Raw genomic sequence first — 16234 nt, 5'->3', positions numbered from 1 at the left:
ATTCTGCCGTACCCAGGGGCAGTGGTTGAATAGCACCACTGTGACGATGCGCATCTTCTCCATTCAGCACGACCGCCAGGGCCTCGCCGAGGTGGAGCGCATCAGTGCGTCGCTCGACGGGGCGGCCGACCGGCTGCGCACCTTCGACGGCGTCACCGGCGCTCTGGTGCTCAGCACCTGCAACAGGGTGGAGGTGCTGCTCGACACCGAGCCCGACCTCCCCAACTCCGGCCTGCGCGCTGCGCTCAACGAGGGCTTCGACATGGCGCCCGCCTGGGACCTCTTCCTTGGAGAGGCGGCCCTCGGGCACGTCTTCCGGGTCGCCGCCGGGCTGGACTCGATGGTCGTCGGTGAGCGTGAGATCGCCGGCCAGTTGCGTCGCGCGCTCTCGGAGGCGCAGGCCGCCGGGCACACCTCGCTTCCCCTCACGATCGCCGTCGACGAGGCCCTCAAGACCTCGCGGCGGGTCGCCAGGGAGACGAGCCTCGAGGGCGCCGGACGCACGGTTGTGGCCGCCGGGCTCGACCTGATCGCGCTGCCCGACTGGGAGCGCGCCACCGTGCTGGTGGTCGGCACCGGGTCATATGCAGGGGCGGTCGTCGCTGCGCTCAGGCACCGCGGGGTCGCCGACATCGCCGTGCACTCCTCGAGCGGCCGCGGCGCCGACTTCGCGGCGAGCCACGACATCGGGCACGTCGCCTCGCTCCCGGAAGCGGTCGCACAGGCCGACCTCGTCGTCACCTGCCGAGGACTCGGCACCCCCGTCATCGGGCCAGAAGACGTCACGGGCCCCGCCGCCTTCCTCGACCTTTCCCTCAAGCGCGACGTCGACCCGGCCGTCGCGCTGCTCCCGGGGGCCGCGGTCGTCGACCTGGCCGCCATCCAGGACTCGCTCGGATCGGGCATCGCGGAGGACACCCGCAGGGCGCAGGCCATCGTCAACGAGGGCATCGCGGACGCGTTGACGAAGCTTCGGGCCAGGGTGGTCGACCCGGCCGTCGTCGGCCTGCGCGAGGCCATGATGGGCCTCGTCGAGGACGAGGTCGCCCGGCTCCCCCAGCGCAGCCTCACCCACGACGACGCCGCCCTCGCGCTGCGCAGGCTCGCTACACGGCTGCTGCACATCCCGTCGACCCGCGCCAAGCTCGCGGCTGAGCGGGGCCGCACCGACGAGTACCTGCACGCCATGGCCGAGCTCTACGGCATCGGCGACGAACCCATCGACGCGACCGAACTGGAGGAGCAGTCATGCCCCGTGACCAATTTGAAGGTGTGCGACCTGGAGACGATCCCGTCGACGCAGCAGGCGATGTGAGCATCGCGCCGTACACGGCGGTCCTGTTCGCCTCCTACGGCGGCCCGGACAAACCCGCGGACGTGCTGCCGTTCATGCGCAACGCGACGGCGGGCAAGAACATTCCGGACGAGCGGCTGGTGCAGGTCTCCGGGCATTACGAACTGTTCGGCGGCCGCTCCCCTATCAACGAGCTGAACGCGGCGCTCATGGACGCGGTCCGCGCCGAACTGGCCTCCCGCGGCGTCGAGGTGCCGGTCGTGATCGGCAACCGCAACTGGCACCCGCTGTTCGCCGAGACCGTCGACGGGCTGGTCTCCGACGGGCACGAGCGGGTGCTGGGGTTGGCGACGTCGGCCTACCAGTCCTACTCGAGCTGCCGCCAGTACTGCGAGGACCTGGTCCGCGCCACCGACGGCCGCCCGCTGCGCGTCGACAAGGTCGACCCGTTCTGGGACGCGCCCGAGTTCGCAGAGGCCAACGCCCGCGCCCTCGTGGCCGCCGTCGGCACCCTGCGCGAGACGGTCGGAGACGCGCCGATCCGAGTGCTGTTCGTCACCCACTCCATCCCGATCGCCATGAACGAGGCGTCCTCCACCGGAGAGCCCGCCGCGCGCTACGACGCGCAGCACCTTCAGGTCGCCGAGGCCGTCGCGGCGCTCGCCTCCCGCGAGCTTGGCGAGGAGCTCGGCTGGGACTTGACCTACTGCTCCCGTTCGGGCGCGCCGCACGTCCCTTGGCTCGAGCCCGACGTCAACGAGCGGCTCGCCGGGGTGCAGGGCGAGGGCGTCGCCGGGGTCGTCGCGGCCCCCATCGGCTTCATCTCGGACCACATGGAGGTCGCATACGATCTCGACACCGAGGCGAGCGCGACCGCCGCGGACCTCGGCCTGCCCTACGTCCGTGCCGCCACGGTCGGCCCCGACTCGGGCTTCGCCTCGCTGCTGGTCGACCGGCTGCTCGAGCGCGCCGCCGTCGCGCGCGGTGAGCGGCCAGACGACACCATCTGCCGGTTCTCCACCGGTGCCTGCTGCCTGTCCCGACCCGAAGGAGCCACCCGATGACGACCAAGCATCCTGGACGCGACGAGCGCGACGAGGTCGACGTCGACCTCGAGGCCATCAACGCGATGCCGCTGTATGCCATGTACTCGGTCTTCGCGACCGCCTCCCCGCTGCCGGGCGACACCGAGGCGCTGGCCGCGGCTCAGGCCGACGTCGAGGCCACCGGCGTCACCATCCGCGGCTGGTACGACGTGGGCGGCTTCCGCGCCGACGCCGACCTGATGGTCTGGACGCTGGCCAACGACCCCGCCGACCTGCAGGCCGGCTACCACGCGCTGCGCCGCAGCGCGCTGGGCGACTACCTGGAGCCGGTGTGGTCCGTGATGGCCGTGCACCGCCCCGCCGAGTTCAACCGGCTGCACGTGCCGAGCTGCTTCGCGGGCTTCGCGCCGCGTCCGTGGCTGACGGTGTACCCGTTCGCGCGCAGCTACGACTGGTACTACCTCGACAACGAGCACCGCTCCAAGATGCTCTACGAGCACGGCGTCGCGGGCCGCGAGTTCCCCGACGTCGTCGCCTCCACGCTGTCGTCGTTCGCGCTGGGCGACTACGAGTGGATCCTGGCGTTCGAGGCCGACGAACTGCACCGGCTGACCGACGCGATGCGCCACCAGCGCGGCGTCGAGGCCCGGCTGCACGTGCGCGAGGAGACGCCGTTCTTCACGGGCCCGCGCGTCGAGCTCTCCGAGTGGATCGGGCGCCAACCGCGCGTCTAGGTCGCCGGGGGTGCATGGTTGAGCCATGGCGAAGGTGTCGATGGACGTTCTGATCGTCGGCGGAGGGCGACTCCGCGGAGACATCCTCGCGTCGCTCGAGAGGCGGGGACACACCGGACGGGTGGCAAGCAGGAGCACCGGGTTCGACCTGACCAGGCAACGCCTCCTCGACGCCGTCGAGCCAGCCGACGCCATCATCCAGGCCCCGGGGATCGCGACGACGAAGGCCGCGGCCGCCATCGGATTCTTCTCCGACGCGTCCCGGCAGTGCGCAGAGGCCGCAACCGCGTGGGGAGCACGCCACGTCCTCCTGTCTATCGTCAACTGCTCCGAGCCACAGAACCAGTCGTACGGCTACTACGCGGGGAAGGCCGCGGAGAAGGCCGCCGCCCTGCGTGCCAACCCCGACTGCCGCGTCGTGGCGTCGACCCAGTGGCACATGTTCGCGCAGCAGATGCTGGAGAGGCTCAGTTGGGGGCCGCTGGCCGTGGTGCCGTCGATGCGCATGCAACCGGTCGACCCGATCGCTGTCGCCGACGCCCTGGCCGCCTATGCCGTCGGGGAAATCGACGACGCCGGGGTCGACCTCGCGGGCCCTGAGGAGTTGTCGCTGCTCACCATGGTGAGGGCCGTCAAGCCGCGCGGGATGCTCGCCGTTCCGCTGGCCATCCCAGGGGTGATGGTCGCCTTCCGCAGCGGCGCGCTCGTCCCACGTCCGGGCACGGCGGAGATCGTCGGACGCAGCTTCGACGCCTGGCTGAACCGATGACGCGTCGCTGACCCGACAGTCAGGTCAGGCGCCCACGTTGTGCGACAGCAACCGCCACGCGCCGTGGTCGAAGCCGAGCGTCGAGTAGTGCGCGTTGCCGAGGCCGCCCAGCACTCGCCCCTTGAGGCCGAGCAGCGCGTGCAGCACGCGGTTGAGCAGCAGGCCGTGCGAGACGATCAGGACCGTCTGGCCGGGATGGTTCGCCGCGATCTCCTCGATGGAGGGAAGCGCCCTCCCGACAACCTCGGCGAGGGTCTCGCCCGTCGGTGAGCGGCGGAAGTCGACGCCGTTGGCGTACATCTCCTCGTATCCGGGCATCGAGGCGATGATCTCGTCCCACGTCAGCCCCGACCAGGTGCCGACGTCGATCTCCATCAGTCGCGGGTCGAGCCCGATCTCGGCGTTCGGGGCGACGATCTCGGCCGTGCGCAGCGCCCTCGACAGCGGAGAGGCGTAGACGGCGTCGAAGCGGTGGCCGCGCAGCCGGGCGTGGGTCGCCTCGGCCTGCGCAATGCCCTTGGCGTTGAGCGGGACGTCCGCGTGCCCCTGGAAGCGACGCTCGGCGTTCCAGTCGGTCTGGCCGTGCCGCAGCACCACCAGGTCGGTCGTCGGGTCGTGCGCCACTGGCTTACTCGTCGTCGGAGGGCTCGGGGGCGTCGATGTCGAGTGGAATCTCGGGGCAGTCCTTCCAGAGGCGCTCGAGGCTGTAGAGCGTGCGCTCCTCGGTGTGCTGCACGTGCACGACGAAGTCGATGTAGTCCAGCAGCACCCAGCGGTTCTCGCGGTCGCCCTCGCGGCGGACCGGCTTGACCTTGATCTTGAGCAGCGCCTCCTCGACCCCGTCGACGATCGCGCCGACCTGGCGCTCGTTGCCCGCGGAGGCGATCAGGAAGACGTCGGTGATCGTGAGTTGCTCCGACACGTCGAAGGCGACGACGTTGTCGGCGAGCTTGTCTGCTGCGGCCTGCGCGGCCACCCGGACGTTGCTCAGGACGGGATCAGGAACGGTCATGCGGAACCTTCGAGTCGATGGCGGGATACAGCCCGCGCTTGGCGATGTACTGGACGATGCCGTCGGGCACCAGGTACCAGATGGGCTGCTGCGCGCGGACGCGGTCGCGGCAGTCGGTGGACGAGATGGCGAGCGCGGGGACCTCGAGCAGGTCGACGCTGCCCTCCGGCAGGTGCGACAGGTCGTTCTCGGTGAGCGGCACCCCCGGGCGCGTGACCCCGACGAAGTGTGCGAGGTCGAACAGTTCCTCGGCCCCGCGCCAGGTGAGGATCTGACGCAGCGCGTCGGCGCCGGTGATGAAGAACAGTTCGGTGTTCTCGCCTCGCTCGGCGCGCAGGTCGCGCAACGTGTCGACGGTGTAGGTGTCGCCCGGCCGGTCGATGTCGACGCGGGAGACGGAGAAGCGCGGGTTCGACGCCGTCGCGATCACCGTCATCAGGTAGCGGTCCTCCGCCATCGAGACGTCGCGGTCGCGCTTCTGCCACGGGACGCCGGTCGGGACGAAGACCACCTCGTCGAGGCCGAACTTGGCTGCCACCTCGGAGGCGGCGACCAGGTGGCCGTGGTGGATCGGGTCGAAGGTGCCGCCCATCACCCCGAGACGGTAGGGGCGGCTGCGCCCGGCGCGCGCGAGCGCGAGTTCGGTGGAGGTCACTTCGACTGCGGGCGTCCCGACCCCATGCCGACGATCCACAGCAGGGCGAACAGCAAGATGCCAAGCACGATGGCGCCCATCACCCAGCTGGGCACGAGCGGCGCGGTCTCCAGAAGAAGGCTCATGGCACGCGATCCTAGCAACGAGTGCGCCCCCGACGCGCACTTTGCCTCACGCGCGGACCTGCCCGTCGCCCTCGATGACGTACTTGGAGCTGGTCATCTCCACCAGGCCCATCGGCCCGCGCGCGTGCAGTTTCTGCGTCGAGATACCGATCTCGGCACCGAAGCCGAACTCGCCGCCGTCGACGAACCGGCTGGACGCGTTGACCAGGACGGCCGCCGCGTCGATGCCCGCCACGAAGCGGTCGGCGACGTCGCGGTCGCGCGTGATGATGGTCTCGGAGTGTCCCGTGGTGTGGCGGCGGATGTGGTCCATCGCCTCCTCGAGCGAGCCGACGACCTTGGCCGCCAGGTCGAGCGACAGGTACTCCTCGTCGTATTCGGTGGCGGTTGCGGCGACCACGTCGTCGGAGAAGACGCGGGTCGCGTCATCGCCGTGCACGGTGACCCCGGCCCCGGCAAGGGCCGCCAGGGCGCGCGGCAGGAACGCCTCTGCGACGTCGCGGTGCACCAGCAACGTCTCGGCCGCGTTGCACACCGACGGGCGCTGCACCTTCGCGTTGAGCAGGATCGCGACGGCCTGGTCGAGGTCGGCGGCCGCGTCGACGTAGAGGTGGCAGTTGCCGGTTCCCGTCTCGATCACGGGGACTGTCGAGCCCTCGACGACGGTGCGGATCAGGCCCGCCCCGCCACGCGGGATCAGCACGTCGACGAGCCCGCGGGCCCGCATCATGTCGCCCGTGATCTCGCGGCCCCCTTCCACCAGGTGCACGGCGTCGGGGGTGATGCCCGCCGCCTCGAGGCCGCGGCGCAGGGCCGCGACGGTGACGCGGTTGGTGATCAGCGCGGACGACGAGCCGCGCAGCAGGGCGGCGTTGCCGGACTTCAGGCAGATGCCCGCGGCGTCGGCCGTGACGTTGGGACGCGCCTCATAGATGATGCCGACCACGCCGAAGGGGACGCGCACCTGCGTGACGCGCACCCCGTTGCCGAGCCGCCAGCCCCGTACCGCGTCGCCGATCGGGTCGGGAAGTGCCGCGAGGTCGCGCAGGCCCTGCACCATGCCCGCGATCCTCGCGGGGGTCAGGGCGAGGCGGTCGACGATCGACTCGTCGGTGCCCGCGTCGCGGGCGGCCTGGACGTCGACGGCGTTCGCCGCGAGCAGGTCGGCCTCGGCCGCGGCGACGGCGTCGGCCATCGACTGCAGCGCCGCGTCCTTTGCGTCGCGGGTGAGGGTGGCGAGTTCGATGGAGGCCGCTCGCGCGGCTTCGGCCTGGTCGACGAATTCCATGCGGCGGATTCTAGCGGCCGCGCCGCGGCGGCCCTTCCCTCGTCCGGCGCCTCAGACGGCCAGCGCCACCCTGGCGCGCGACTGTCGCACCAGGCAGACGATCAGGTTGACGGTGGCGATCGCGACCATGCCGCCCGCGCAGATGATCAGGGCCCAGTCGTTGAACGCGATCCCGAAGATGAACCAGAGGCTCTGCCCGAACACGAAGATCGCCAGGAATCCCGCCGAGACGCCCGCCGGGTTGGAGGTGGTCAGCAGCGAGCGCAGTTGGGCGACCTGGCCGATCAACTGCGGGACGACCACCACGAGGCCGAACACGACGGCTCCGAACATCACCTCGACCCCGACCAGGGCGGCCGCGAGCAGCAGCGGAAGCACCAGTTGCGGCAGGATCGCCTGCAACCTGTCGCGCAGCACGAAGATCAGGATCCAGAACGACATGGCGGCGCCGATGACGTTGGGAATCTGCATCTGAGGGGCGCCGATCAGGAAGCCGTGCACGCCCCAAGCGCAGGTGGTGGCTGCGGTGATCTGCCACAGCCGCATCGACACGCCGAGGCTGCTGCTGGCGCGCACGATGCGAAGGAGTTGAGGGATGCCTGCGGACAGGCCGATGGCGGCGGCGACCCACCCGAAAACGTCAATCACACGACCAGCGTAGGAGGCCCCCACCCGTGCGGGCTAATCGCCCCGGGTGAGGCGTGCTCAGTCGGCGAGCACCATGTGGTCGCGGTGCACGACGGGGCGCAGGCTGCGGTGCCCTGCCTCGTCGCTCGAGTGCCCGAGTTCGCGGACCAGGTCGGCGCTGGAGTAGCCGACGAAGCCCCTCCCGACCGGCTCTCCGTCTGGTCCGACGATCTCGATCGGCTCTCCCTCGGCGAACGCTCCCCTGACCTCTGTGACGCCCGCCGCGAGCAGCGACGCGTGCCTGGTCGTCAGGGCCCTGCGGGCGCCCTCGTCGACGTGCACCCAGCCGCGTGGCTCCGCCGCGAACGCCAGCCACAGCAGGCGTCGGGGGCGGCGCTTCTTGCGCGCGGGGAAGAACGTCCCGACGTCGTCTCCGACGAGCGCCTCCCCAAGGTGGTCGACGTGGCCGAGCACGACGCTGACGCCCGCCTGCGTCGCGATGTCTGCCGCGATCAGTTTGGTGCGCATCCCCCCGGTGCCGACCTTCGAGCCGACCCGCGAGGTGTCGACGTCCAACTCGGAGATGTCCTCGACGCGGTCGATGCGCCGCGCACCCGGTGTGTCGGGGTGGGCGGTGTACAGGCCGTCGACGTCGCTCATCAGCAGCAGCGCATCGGCTCGCACCAGGTGGGCGATCAGCGCTGCGAGCCGGTCGTTGTCGCCGAACCGGATCTCGTGGGTGGCGACGGTGTCGTTCTCGTTGACAATCGGCACCACGCCGAGCCGGAACAGCCGCGAGATGGTGTTGAGCGCGTTGCGGTAGGTCCTCGGCCGCACCACGTCCTCGACGGTGAGCAGCAGTTGGGCCACCAGCAGGCCGTGCGTGGCGAACGCGTCGGAGTAGGCCCGCACGAGCAGGCCCTGACCGACGGCGGCCGCCGCCTGCTGCGTCTCGAGGTCGCGCGGGCGCCTGCGCAGGCCGAGCGGGCCGAGCGCGGCGGCGATGGCTCCGGAGGTGACGAGCACCACCCGGACGCCCCTCGCGTGGCTGGCCGCCAGCAACTCGGCCAGTTGCGTGATCCGGTCCGGGTCGAGGCGCCCCTTGGCGTCGGTCAGGGAGGAGGAACCGACCTTGACGACGACGCGCTTGGCGCCCTCGACCTCAGGCCTCATCCGGCCCCTTGTCTTCGCGAGGGGCGTTGTCGGCCGGGGTGACGCCGGTGGTCGCCCAGTCGACCGCGGCCTTCGCGGCGTGGTACTCGGCGTCCATCTTCTTTCGACGGGTGATGGCGGGCCGCTCGGTCTCCTGCCTGACGTCCTCGCCGCGGCGGCTGAGGATCTCGGCGCCGATCTCGATCTGCGGCGCGAAGTCGAACACCACGGCGTCCTCCCCTCCGATCGCGACGGCGTCGCCGGGGCGGGCGCCGATCTCGAGCAGCTTGGTCTCGATCCCGATCCGGTTGAGCCGGTCGGCCAGGTAGCCGACCGCCTCGGCGTTGTTGAAGTCGGTCTGCCTGATCCAGCGCTCGGGCTTCTCGCCCTTGACGCGCCAGACGAAGCCGCCCTCGCCGTCGCCCTTCTTGACGATGGTGAACTCCTCCACGGCGCCCTTCTTCGACGCGACGGCCTTCGGGCGGATCACGGGGCGCGGTTCGGACGGGGGCAACGCCGCGCGGCGGGCCGCGACGATGTCGGCCATCGCGTACTTCAGCTCGTTGAGCCCCTCGCCGGTCTTGGTGGAGATCACGAAGATCGGGAAGCCGAACCGCTCCAGTTCCGGCTTGGCGATCTCGGCGAGCTCGTGCGCGTCGGGGAGGTCGACCTTGTTGAGGGCGATCAGGCGGACGCGGTCCTCGAGGCCACCGTGCGCCTCTAGTTCGGCCTCGATGACCTCGAGGTCGTCGACCGGGTCGCGGCCCGGTTCGTAGGTGCCGAGGTCGATGACGTGGACGATGGCCTGGCAGCGCTCGATGTGGCGCAGGAAGTCGAAGCCGAGGCCGCGTCCCTCCGAGGCCCCCTCGATCAGGCCGGGCACGTCGGCGACCGTGTAGGTCACGTCGCCCGCCACCACGACGCCGAGGTTCGGCACGAGCGTCGTGAACGGGTAGTCGGCGATCTTGGGCCGGGCGCGGGAGATCGCGGCGACGAGCGAGGACTTGCCCGCGGACGGGAAGCCGACGAGGCCGACGTCGGCGACGACCTTCAGCTCGAGCTGGATGAGGTGCGCGTCGCCCTCTTCGCCGAGCAGCGCGAAGCCTGGGGCCTTGCGGGATGCGGTCGCAAGCGCCGCGTTGCCGAGGCCTCCCCTGCCGCCCTGCGCGACGACGAGTTCGTCCCCCGGGGTGGTCAGGTCGGCAAGCACCTGGCCGGTGTCGACATCGGTGACGACCGTGCCCGCTGGCACGGGCAGCATGATGGTCTCGCCGCGGGCGCCGTGCTGGAAGTCGCCCTTACCCGGCTGGCCGTTGGTGGCCTTGCGCACCGACTGACGGTGGTATTCGACGAGGGTCGACAGCGAGTCGTCGACGCGCAGGATGATGGACCCGCCCTCGCCGCCGTTGCCGCCGTCGGGGCCGCCGAGCGGCTTGAACTTCTCGCGGTGGATGGAGGCGCAACCGTGCCCGCCGTTACCGGCCTGGACGGTCAGCTTGACGCGGTCTACAAATGAGGGGATAGCCATAGCGCGGCCAAGTCTATCGTCCGGGGAAAGAATCCTGGGAAAGCACAAAGGCCCGCCCCGTTGGGGCGAGCCTTGGTGATGAAGTGGGTGTGTTGCCGCTCGGATCAGGCGGGAACGATGTTGACGACGCGACGACCGCGCTTGACGCCGAACTCCACGTGACCCTCGACGAGCGCGAACAGCGTGTCGTCGCCGCCACGGCCGACGCCGTCGCCGGGGTGGAAGTGGGTGCCGCGCTGGCGGACGATGATCTCGCCTGCGCCGACGAGCTGACCGCCGTAGCGCTTCACGCCGAGGCGCTGAGCGTTCGAATCACGACCGTTGCGCGTCGAGGACGCGCCCTTCTTGTGTGCCATGTCTGATCTCCCTCAGGCCTTGATGTCGGTGACCTTGACCTGGGTGTACCGCTGACGGTGCCCCTGGCGCTTCTTGTAACCGGTCTTGTTCTTGTACTTCAGGATCCGGATCTTCGGGCCCTTGGTCATCCCGAGAACTTCGGCGGTGACGGACACCTTGCCGAGGCCCTTGGCATCAGAGGTGATCTTGTCGCCGTCGACCAGCAGCAGCGGCTGCAGGGTGACGGAACCGCCGACCTCTTCGGACACCAGATCGATGTCCAGGACGTCGCCGACAGCAACCTTGTGCTGACGACCACCGTTGCGCACAATCGCGTACACGACTGACCTACCTTCGTTCTCAATAAGTTCATGGGTGCCCCAGCCAAATGCAGGAACATTCAGGGGCAAAGCACCGATGGACTACTTTACGTGCCGTGGGCGGGCCGGTCAAACCGGCCCCCGCGGTCAGGTGGTGACGACCACCGGAACGATCATCGGGCGGCGCCTGAGCGACTTGGACACCCACTGCCCGACCGCGCGTCGCGTGACCTGCTGCAGTCGGTGCGAGTCGTCGACGCCGTCGCGCATCGCGTCGGTCAGCGCGTCCGCGACCCGCTTCTTCGCGTCCTTGAACACCGAGTCGTCCTCCGCCAGGCCACGGGCCTGGATCTCGGGGCCGGAGACGATCGAGCGGTTGTGCAGGTCGACGACGGTGATGACGGAGATGAAGCCCTCCTCGCCGAGGATCCGACGGTCCATGATCGAGTCGGAGATGTCGCCGACGAAGGAGCCGTCCACGAAGATGTAGCTCGCGTCGATCGAGCCGACCTTGCGGGCCTTGCCCGCCTTGAGGTCGATGACGTCTCCGTCGGCCGCCACGATCACGCGCTCCGGCTTCATGCCCGTCTTCTCGGCGAGCTTGCCGTTGGCGATCAGGTGACGGACCTCGCCGTGCACCGGCATCGCGTTCTTCGGCTTGAGGATGTTGTAGCAGTACAGCAACTCCCCGGCCGACGCGTGGCCGGAGACGTGCACCAGAGCGTTGCCCTTGTGCACCACGTTGGCGCCCAGCTTGGACAGCCCGTTGACGACGCGGTAGACGGAGTTCTCGTTGCCGGGGATCAGCGAGGACGCGAGCAGCACGGTGTCGCCGGGGCCCACCTCGATGACCGGGTGTTCCTTGTTGGCGATCCTGCTGAGCGCGGCCATCGGCTCGCCCTGCGAACCGGTCGAGATGATCACGACCTCGTTGTCCGCGTACTTGTCGATGTCCTTCAACTCGATCAGCGAGCCCGCGGGCACCTTGAGGTAGCCAAGGTCGCGGGCCGTTGACATGTTGCGCACCATGGAGCGCCCGACGTAGACGACCTTGCGGCCGTGCTTGGCTGCCATGTTCATCACCTGCTGCACGCGGTGCACGTGCGAGGCGAAGCAGGCCACGATCAGCTTGCCCCCTGCCGCGTCGAAGACGCGTGCGATGGCGGGCTCGACGTCGATCTCAGGGGTGGTGAAGCCGGGCACCTCGGCGTTGGTGGAGTCGGCCATGAACAGGTCGACGCCCTCCTCGCCGAGCCGCGCGAAGCCGCGCAGGTCGGTGATCCGGCCGTCCAGGGGCAACTGGTCCATCTTGAAGTCGCCGGTGTGCAGGACGAGGCCTGCGGAGGTGCGGATCGCCACGGCCAGCGCGTCGGGGATGGAGTGGTTGACGGCGAGGAACTCGAACTCGAAGTTGCCGACCTCCAGGATCTCGCCCTCCTCGACGGCGTCGAGGTTGAAGTTGCGGATCCGGTGCTCGCGCAGCTTCGCGGCGAGGAAGGCAAGCGTCAGCTTGGAGCCGAATACGGGGATGTCGGCGCGGCGCTTGAGGAGGTAGGGCACGGCGCCGATGTGGTCCTCGTGGCCGTGGGTCAGGACGAGGGCGACGACGTCGTCGAGGCGGCCGTCGAGGTAGTCGAGCGCAGGCAGGATCAGGTCAACGCCGGGATGGTGGTCCTCTGGGAACAGCACGCCGCAGTCGACGAGCGCGATCTGGCCGTCGATCTCGAACGCCGTCATGTTGCGCCCCACGTCGCCGAGCCCTCCGAGCGGGACGATCCGCAGGGTGCCGGGGGCGAGCTTGGGGGGTGTCTTGGCGTCGGTCATGGGGCCAAGGCTAATGGATACGATGGGCGCATGTCCGTCTCAGACACCGTCCGCCTCGCCCTACCCTCCGAAGCCGTCGACCTCGCGCGCATCCAGCGTCGAGCGTGGTCGGAGACCGAGTCCCTCTCCAACGCAGTGCAGGCCACGGGCGCCGACGAGGCGAGCCGCGCCTGGCATGAGGCGATCTCGCGGCCACCTCTCGCCCACTTCCGGGTGCTGGTGGCGATCGGCGATCCCGGTGTGGTCGGCTTCGCGGTGACCGGCCCGAGCGGCGATCCGGACGCGGGCGAGCGCACCGGCACGATCGGCGAGTTCATCGTCGACCCGAAGCAGCGCCACAAGGGTCACGGGTCGCGGCTGATCAACGCGGCGGTCGACACGCTCCGCACCGACGGCTATGAGGTCGCCACGATCTGGGTTCCCGCGGCCAACGACGCCCTGCGGGAGTTCCTCGTCGCGGGAGGCTGGGCAAGCGACGGCGCGCACCAGGAGGTCGCCGTCGATGAGGAGGGCACCCACGTGAAGTTGGTGCGCCTCCACACCGACATCTCCTAGAGCGCGATCCCCAGGTACTTGATCTCGAGGTACTCCTCGAGCCCCTCATGCGAGCCCTCGCGGCCGAGGCCGGACTGCTTGACCCCTCCGAAAGGCGCCGCCGGATTCGACACGACGCCCGTGTTGACGGCGACCATGCCGCTCTCGAGGCGTTCCGCGGCAGTGACGACGCGGGAGATGTCGCGGGAGTAGACGTAGGCCATCAACCCGAACTCGGTCTCGTTGGCGAGCTTGATCGCCTCGTCGTCGGTGTCGACCGTGACGATCGGTGCGACCGGGCCGAAGATCTCCTCGCGCAGCAGGCGGGCGGTGCGGGGCACGTCTGCGAGCACCGTCGGCTGGAAGAAGTGACCATCCCCGTCGATAGGGGCGCCCCCGGTGAGCACCTTGGCACCCTTGGCGACGGCGTCGTCGACAAGTTCCTTCACCTTGGCGACGGCGTCGTCGTCGATGAGCGGGCCGAGCGTGGTCGCCTGGTCCATGCCCGGCCCCACGACCAGTTTCTCCACCTCGGCGACGAGCTTGGCCGTGAACTCCTCGACGATCGACTCGTGCACGTAGAACCGGTTGGCGGCGGTGCACGCCTCGCCGTTGTTGCGGAACTTGGCGGGCATCGCGCCGGCGACTGCCTGGTCGACGTCCGCGTCGGCGAGCACCACAAATGGGGCGTTGCCACCCAACTCCATCGACGTGCGAAGCACTCCGTCGGCGGCCTCCTTCAGCAGCGTCCTGCCGACCTCGGTCGACCCTGTGAACGTCAGCTTCCGCAGCCGCGGGTCCTCCATGATCGGCTTCGACACCGCGGCCGAGTTCGAGGACGTGACGCAGTTGACGACGCCGTCCGGCACGCCGGCATCCTTCAGCGTCTGCATCAGGTACAGCATCGTCAGCGGCGTGAGCTTGGCTGGCTTGATGACGACGGTGCAGCCCGCGGCCAGCGCGGGGCCGATCTTGCGGGTTCCCATCGCGAGGGGGAAGTTCCACGGCGTGATCGCGTACACGGGCCCGACGGGTTGCTGCATGGTGAGCAGCCGGTTCCCGCCGAGCGGCGCCGTCGTCCAGCGCCCCTCGATCCGGCAGGCCTCCTCGGAGAACCAGCGGAAGAACTCGGCGCCGTAGGCCACCTCGCCGCGCGCCTCGGCGAGCGGCTTGCCCATCTCGAGCGTCATGAGGGTCGCAAACTCGTCGCCGCGTGCCACGATCAACTCGTAGGCGCGGCGCAGAATCTCGGCGCGTTTGCGCGGTTCGGTGGCCGCCCAGTCGTCGGCGACCCAGCAGGCCGCGTCGAGGGCGGCCTTCGCGTGCATGGGGCCGGCGTCGCTGACCTCCGCGAGCACCTCGCCGGTGGCGGGGTCGTGCACCTGGAAGGTGTCGGCCGTGGAGACGAAACTCCCCTCGATGAACTGCCCGAACGGCACCTTCGCCAGGACGTCTTCTCGGTTCATGCTTCCTCCTCGTCGAACATGATCACCTGGCGGATCGCCAGCCCATCTGCGAGCTGATCCATGGCCTCGTTGATCTGATCGAGCCGGATCCGCGAGGAGATCAGCCGCTCAACGGGGAGCTTACCTTCGCGCCACAGGTCGGCGTAGCGAGGGATGTCCCGCGCCGGGACCGCCGAGCCGAGGTAGGACCCGATGATGGTGCGCGCCTCCGCCGTGATCGTCAGCGGGGAGATCTCGCTGAGCGCGGTGGGCGCAGGCAGGCCGATCGTGACCGTCCTGCCTCCGACGGCGGTCGCCTTGAAGGCGGTCTCGAACGCGCGGGGGTGCCCCGCGCACTCGATCACGTGGGTGGCCTTGATGCCCTGCTCCGCCACCTGCTCCGGCGTGTAGGCCGCGCCGGCCCCCCACTGCCTCGCGAGCTCGAGCTTGGAATCGAGTGCGTCGACGGCGATCACCTCGCCGATGTCCAGGCTGAGCGCCGTGAGCAGCGCGGCCATACCCACTCCCCGAGCCCGACGATCATCACCGAGTCGCCCGGTTGCGGGTCGGCCGCATTGAGGACCGCCCCTCCGCCGGTGAGAACGGCGCAGCCCAGCACGGCCGCGATGTCGGGCGGCACGTCGTTGCCGACCGGCACCGCGGAGGCGCGGTTGACGACCACCCTGGTGGCGAACCCCGAGACCCCCAGGTGATGTTTGATCTCCTCGGGGCCGTCGGGGCCGTCGCGGTGCAGCAGGATCCGCTCACCCATCAGGACACCTGCGTTGTTGGCCGCCGAGCCAGGCGTGCAGGGAAGCCTGCCGTCCTGGCCGCAGTTCTGGCACTCCTCGCAGCGCGGCAGGAAGCACATCGCCACCCGGTCGCCGACCGCGACGTCGACGACGCCCTCCCCGAGTTGCTCGACGATGCCAGCGGACTCGTGCCCGAGCAGCATCGGGACTGGCCTCACCCGGTTGCCGTCGACCACGGACAGGTCAGAGTGGCAGATGCCCGCCGCCTCGATCCTGACGAGGATCTCGCCGGGACCCGGTGGCTCGAGTTCGACCTCCTGGACGGCGATCGGCCGCGACTGCGCGTAGGGGCGGGGCCTGCCGATCTCCTCCAGCACAGCGCCGGTGATCCTCACGATTCCTCCTTGCCGAACGCCGCCTTGGCGACCGTCGGGACGAGGTCGTCGCCGGCCCGTAGCGGGCGGCCCGCGAAGGCGCCCTCGTGCGCCAGGATCGGTCGGCGGTCACCCGCGAGTTCCGGGTACCTCTCCTCAAGCCGTTCCCTCTTCGTCATGGCGCCGTGCCAGGCCTTGAGCGTTGCGGGATCGCCCTGACCGGTGCCGTGCCAGGTGGTGGGCATGTCGTCGCGGCCGGGCCCCGCGTTTGCCGCGCCGCCCAGGTTCAGCCTGCTCGGCACCCGCGAGGTGGACGCCCCGCACCCGCAGTCGGGGTTGGGGTCGAACATGGAGCCCAAACACGCCTCGAAGCGGTGCCCCGCGGTGCATGCCAGGTCGTAGATGATCATCGCGCGCCC

Annotated in this window: 20 protein-coding genes; 5 read left to right on the top strand and 15 right to left on the bottom strand. The window is 69.9% G+C overall.

Going from position 1 to position 16234, the window contains the following annotated elements; all coding sequences use genetic code 11:
* Positions 1-25 precede the first annotated feature (25 nt).
* Genes BW730_RS03955 through BW730_RS03940 form a run of 4 tightly spaced genes read left to right on the top strand, consistent with a single transcriptional unit; the run spans position 26 to position 3843 of the window.
* Positions 26-1315 carry a glutamyl-tRNA reductase gene (locus tag BW730_RS03955; RefSeq protein WP_145952713.1) on the top strand — a complete coding sequence of 430 codons (1290 nt, stop codon included), beginning with the start codon at positions 26-28 and terminating at the stop codon, positions 1313-1315.
* Complete coding sequence (locus tag BW730_RS03950) at positions 1312-2358, top strand: ferrochelatase (protein ID WP_226997058.1); 1047 nt, start codon at positions 1312-1314, stop codon at positions 2356-2358. Before BW730_RS03955 ends, BW730_RS03950 begins: the two co-directional genes overlap by 4 nt.
* Entirely contained in the window at positions 2355-3074 is a 720-nt protein-coding gene (gene hemQ / locus BW730_RS03945) for a hydrogen peroxide-dependent heme synthase (RefSeq protein ID WP_077685119.1), read from the top strand. The genes BW730_RS03950 and hemQ overlap by 4 nt, the downstream gene beginning before the upstream one ends.
* 25 nt (positions 3075-3099) lie before the next feature.
* Entirely contained in the window at positions 3100-3843 is a 744-nt protein-coding gene (locus BW730_RS03940; RefSeq protein WP_077685118.1) for a hypothetical protein, read from the top strand.
* A 24-nt stretch (positions 3844-3867) separates the two neighbouring features.
* Here BW730_RS03940 and BW730_RS03935 read toward each other — a convergent pair whose 3' ends face one another.
* The 11 genes from BW730_RS03935 to BW730_RS03890 all read right to left on the bottom strand — a co-directional run bounded on the left by BW730_RS03935 (position 3868) and on the right by BW730_RS03890 (position 12710).
* The gene (locus BW730_RS03935) at positions 3868-4467 is read right to left on the bottom strand and encodes a histidine phosphatase family protein (RefSeq protein WP_077685117.1); all 600 of its coding nucleotides are present in this window, start codon (positions 4465-4467) and stop codon (positions 3868-3870) included.
* 4 nt (positions 4468-4471) lie between these two features.
* The gene (gene rsfS / locus BW730_RS03930; RefSeq protein WP_077685116.1) at positions 4472-4855 is read right to left on the bottom strand and encodes a ribosome silencing factor; all 384 of its coding nucleotides are present in this window, start codon (positions 4853-4855) and stop codon (positions 4472-4474) included.
* Positions 4842-5510, bottom strand: a complete 669-nt coding sequence (gene nadD, locus BW730_RS03925; RefSeq protein ID WP_077685115.1) for a nicotinate-nucleotide adenylyltransferase — start codon at positions 5508-5510, stop codon at positions 4842-4844. The genes rsfS and nadD overlap by 14 nt, the downstream gene beginning before the upstream one ends.
* The gene (locus tag BW730_RS20045) at positions 5507-5635 is read right to left on the bottom strand and encodes a hypothetical protein (RefSeq protein WP_257787354.1); all 129 of its coding nucleotides are present in this window, start codon (positions 5633-5635) and stop codon (positions 5507-5509) included. The genes nadD and BW730_RS20045 overlap by 4 nt, the downstream gene beginning before the upstream one ends.
* Before the next feature lie 46 nt (positions 5636-5681).
* The gene (locus tag BW730_RS03920; protein WP_077685114.1) at positions 5682-6923 is read right to left on the bottom strand and encodes a glutamate-5-semialdehyde dehydrogenase; all 1242 of its coding nucleotides are present in this window, start codon (positions 6921-6923) and stop codon (positions 5682-5684) included.
* Between the two features lie 51 nt (positions 6924-6974).
* Entirely contained in the window at positions 6975-7571 is a 597-nt protein-coding gene (locus BW730_RS03915; protein WP_077685113.1) for a PQ-loop repeat-containing protein, read from the bottom strand.
* Between the two features lie 57 nt (positions 7572-7628).
* On the bottom strand, positions 7629-8723 hold the full coding sequence (gene proB, locus BW730_RS03910) for a glutamate 5-kinase (RefSeq protein ID WP_077685112.1): 1095 nt from the start codon (positions 8721-8723) through the stop codon (positions 7629-7631).
* Positions 8713-10230: a GTPase ObgE gene (obgE, locus tag BW730_RS03905; RefSeq protein WP_077685111.1), complete on the bottom strand. Its 1518-nt coding sequence runs from the start codon at positions 10228-10230 to the stop codon at positions 8713-8715. Before obgE ends, proB begins: the two co-directional genes overlap by 11 nt.
* 104 nt (positions 10231-10334) lie before the next feature.
* A complete protein-coding gene (gene rpmA, locus BW730_RS03900) occupies positions 10335-10586 on the bottom strand; it encodes a 50S ribosomal protein L27 (protein WP_077685110.1) in 252 nt (83 codons plus the stop codon).
* A 12-nt stretch (positions 10587-10598) separates the two neighbouring features.
* Positions 10599-10907 (bottom strand): 50S ribosomal protein L21, encoded by a 309-nt coding sequence (rplU, locus tag BW730_RS03895; protein WP_077685109.1) that lies wholly within the window; start codon positions 10905-10907, stop codon positions 10599-10601.
* A 126-nt stretch (positions 10908-11033) separates the two neighbouring features.
* Positions 11034-12710 carry a ribonuclease J gene (locus BW730_RS03890; protein WP_077685108.1) on the bottom strand — a complete coding sequence of 559 codons (1677 nt, stop codon included), beginning with the start codon at positions 12708-12710 and terminating at the stop codon, positions 11034-11036.
* Positions 12711-12740: 30 nt separating this feature from the next.
* Here BW730_RS03890 and BW730_RS03885 point away from each other — a divergent pair, with 30 nt between their 5' ends.
* A complete protein-coding gene (locus BW730_RS03885; RefSeq protein WP_077685107.1) occupies positions 12741-13265 on the top strand; it encodes a GNAT family N-acetyltransferase in 525 nt (174 codons plus the stop codon).
* Here the strand turns inward: BW730_RS03885 and BW730_RS03880 are convergent.
* Genes BW730_RS03880 through BW730_RS03870 form a run of 4 tightly spaced genes read right to left on the bottom strand, consistent with a single transcriptional unit; the run spans position 13262 to position 16225 of the window.
* A complete protein-coding gene (locus BW730_RS03880; protein WP_077685106.1) occupies positions 13262-14710 on the bottom strand; it encodes an NAD-dependent succinate-semialdehyde dehydrogenase in 1449 nt (482 codons plus the stop codon). The two genes, BW730_RS03885 and BW730_RS03880, sit on opposite strands and share 4 nt — an antisense overlap.
* Complete coding sequence (locus BW730_RS19040) at positions 14707-15207, bottom strand: zinc-binding dehydrogenase (RefSeq protein WP_226997057.1); 501 nt, start codon at positions 15205-15207, stop codon at positions 14707-14709. Before BW730_RS19040 ends, BW730_RS03880 begins: the two co-directional genes overlap by 4 nt.
* On the bottom strand, positions 15162-15836 hold the full coding sequence (locus BW730_RS19035) for an alcohol dehydrogenase catalytic domain-containing protein (RefSeq protein ID WP_226997056.1): 675 nt from the start codon (positions 15834-15836) through the stop codon (positions 15162-15164). The genes BW730_RS19040 and BW730_RS19035 overlap by 46 nt, the downstream gene beginning before the upstream one ends.
* Positions 15833-16225: a transcriptional regulator gene (locus tag BW730_RS03870; RefSeq protein ID WP_077685105.1), complete on the bottom strand. Its 393-nt coding sequence runs from the start codon at positions 16223-16225 to the stop codon at positions 15833-15835. The genes BW730_RS19035 and BW730_RS03870 overlap by 4 nt, the downstream gene beginning before the upstream one ends.
* Positions 16226-16234: the final 9 nt, after the last annotated feature.

This window comes from Tessaracoccus aquimaris (genome assembly GCF_001997345.1).
Taxonomy (GTDB): Bacteria; Actinomycetota; Actinomycetes; order Propionibacteriales; family Propionibacteriaceae; genus Arachnia; species Arachnia aquimaris.
The sequence above is the reverse complement of the archived record's forward strand: the minus strand, read 5'-3'. Positions and strand labels throughout refer to the sequence as shown.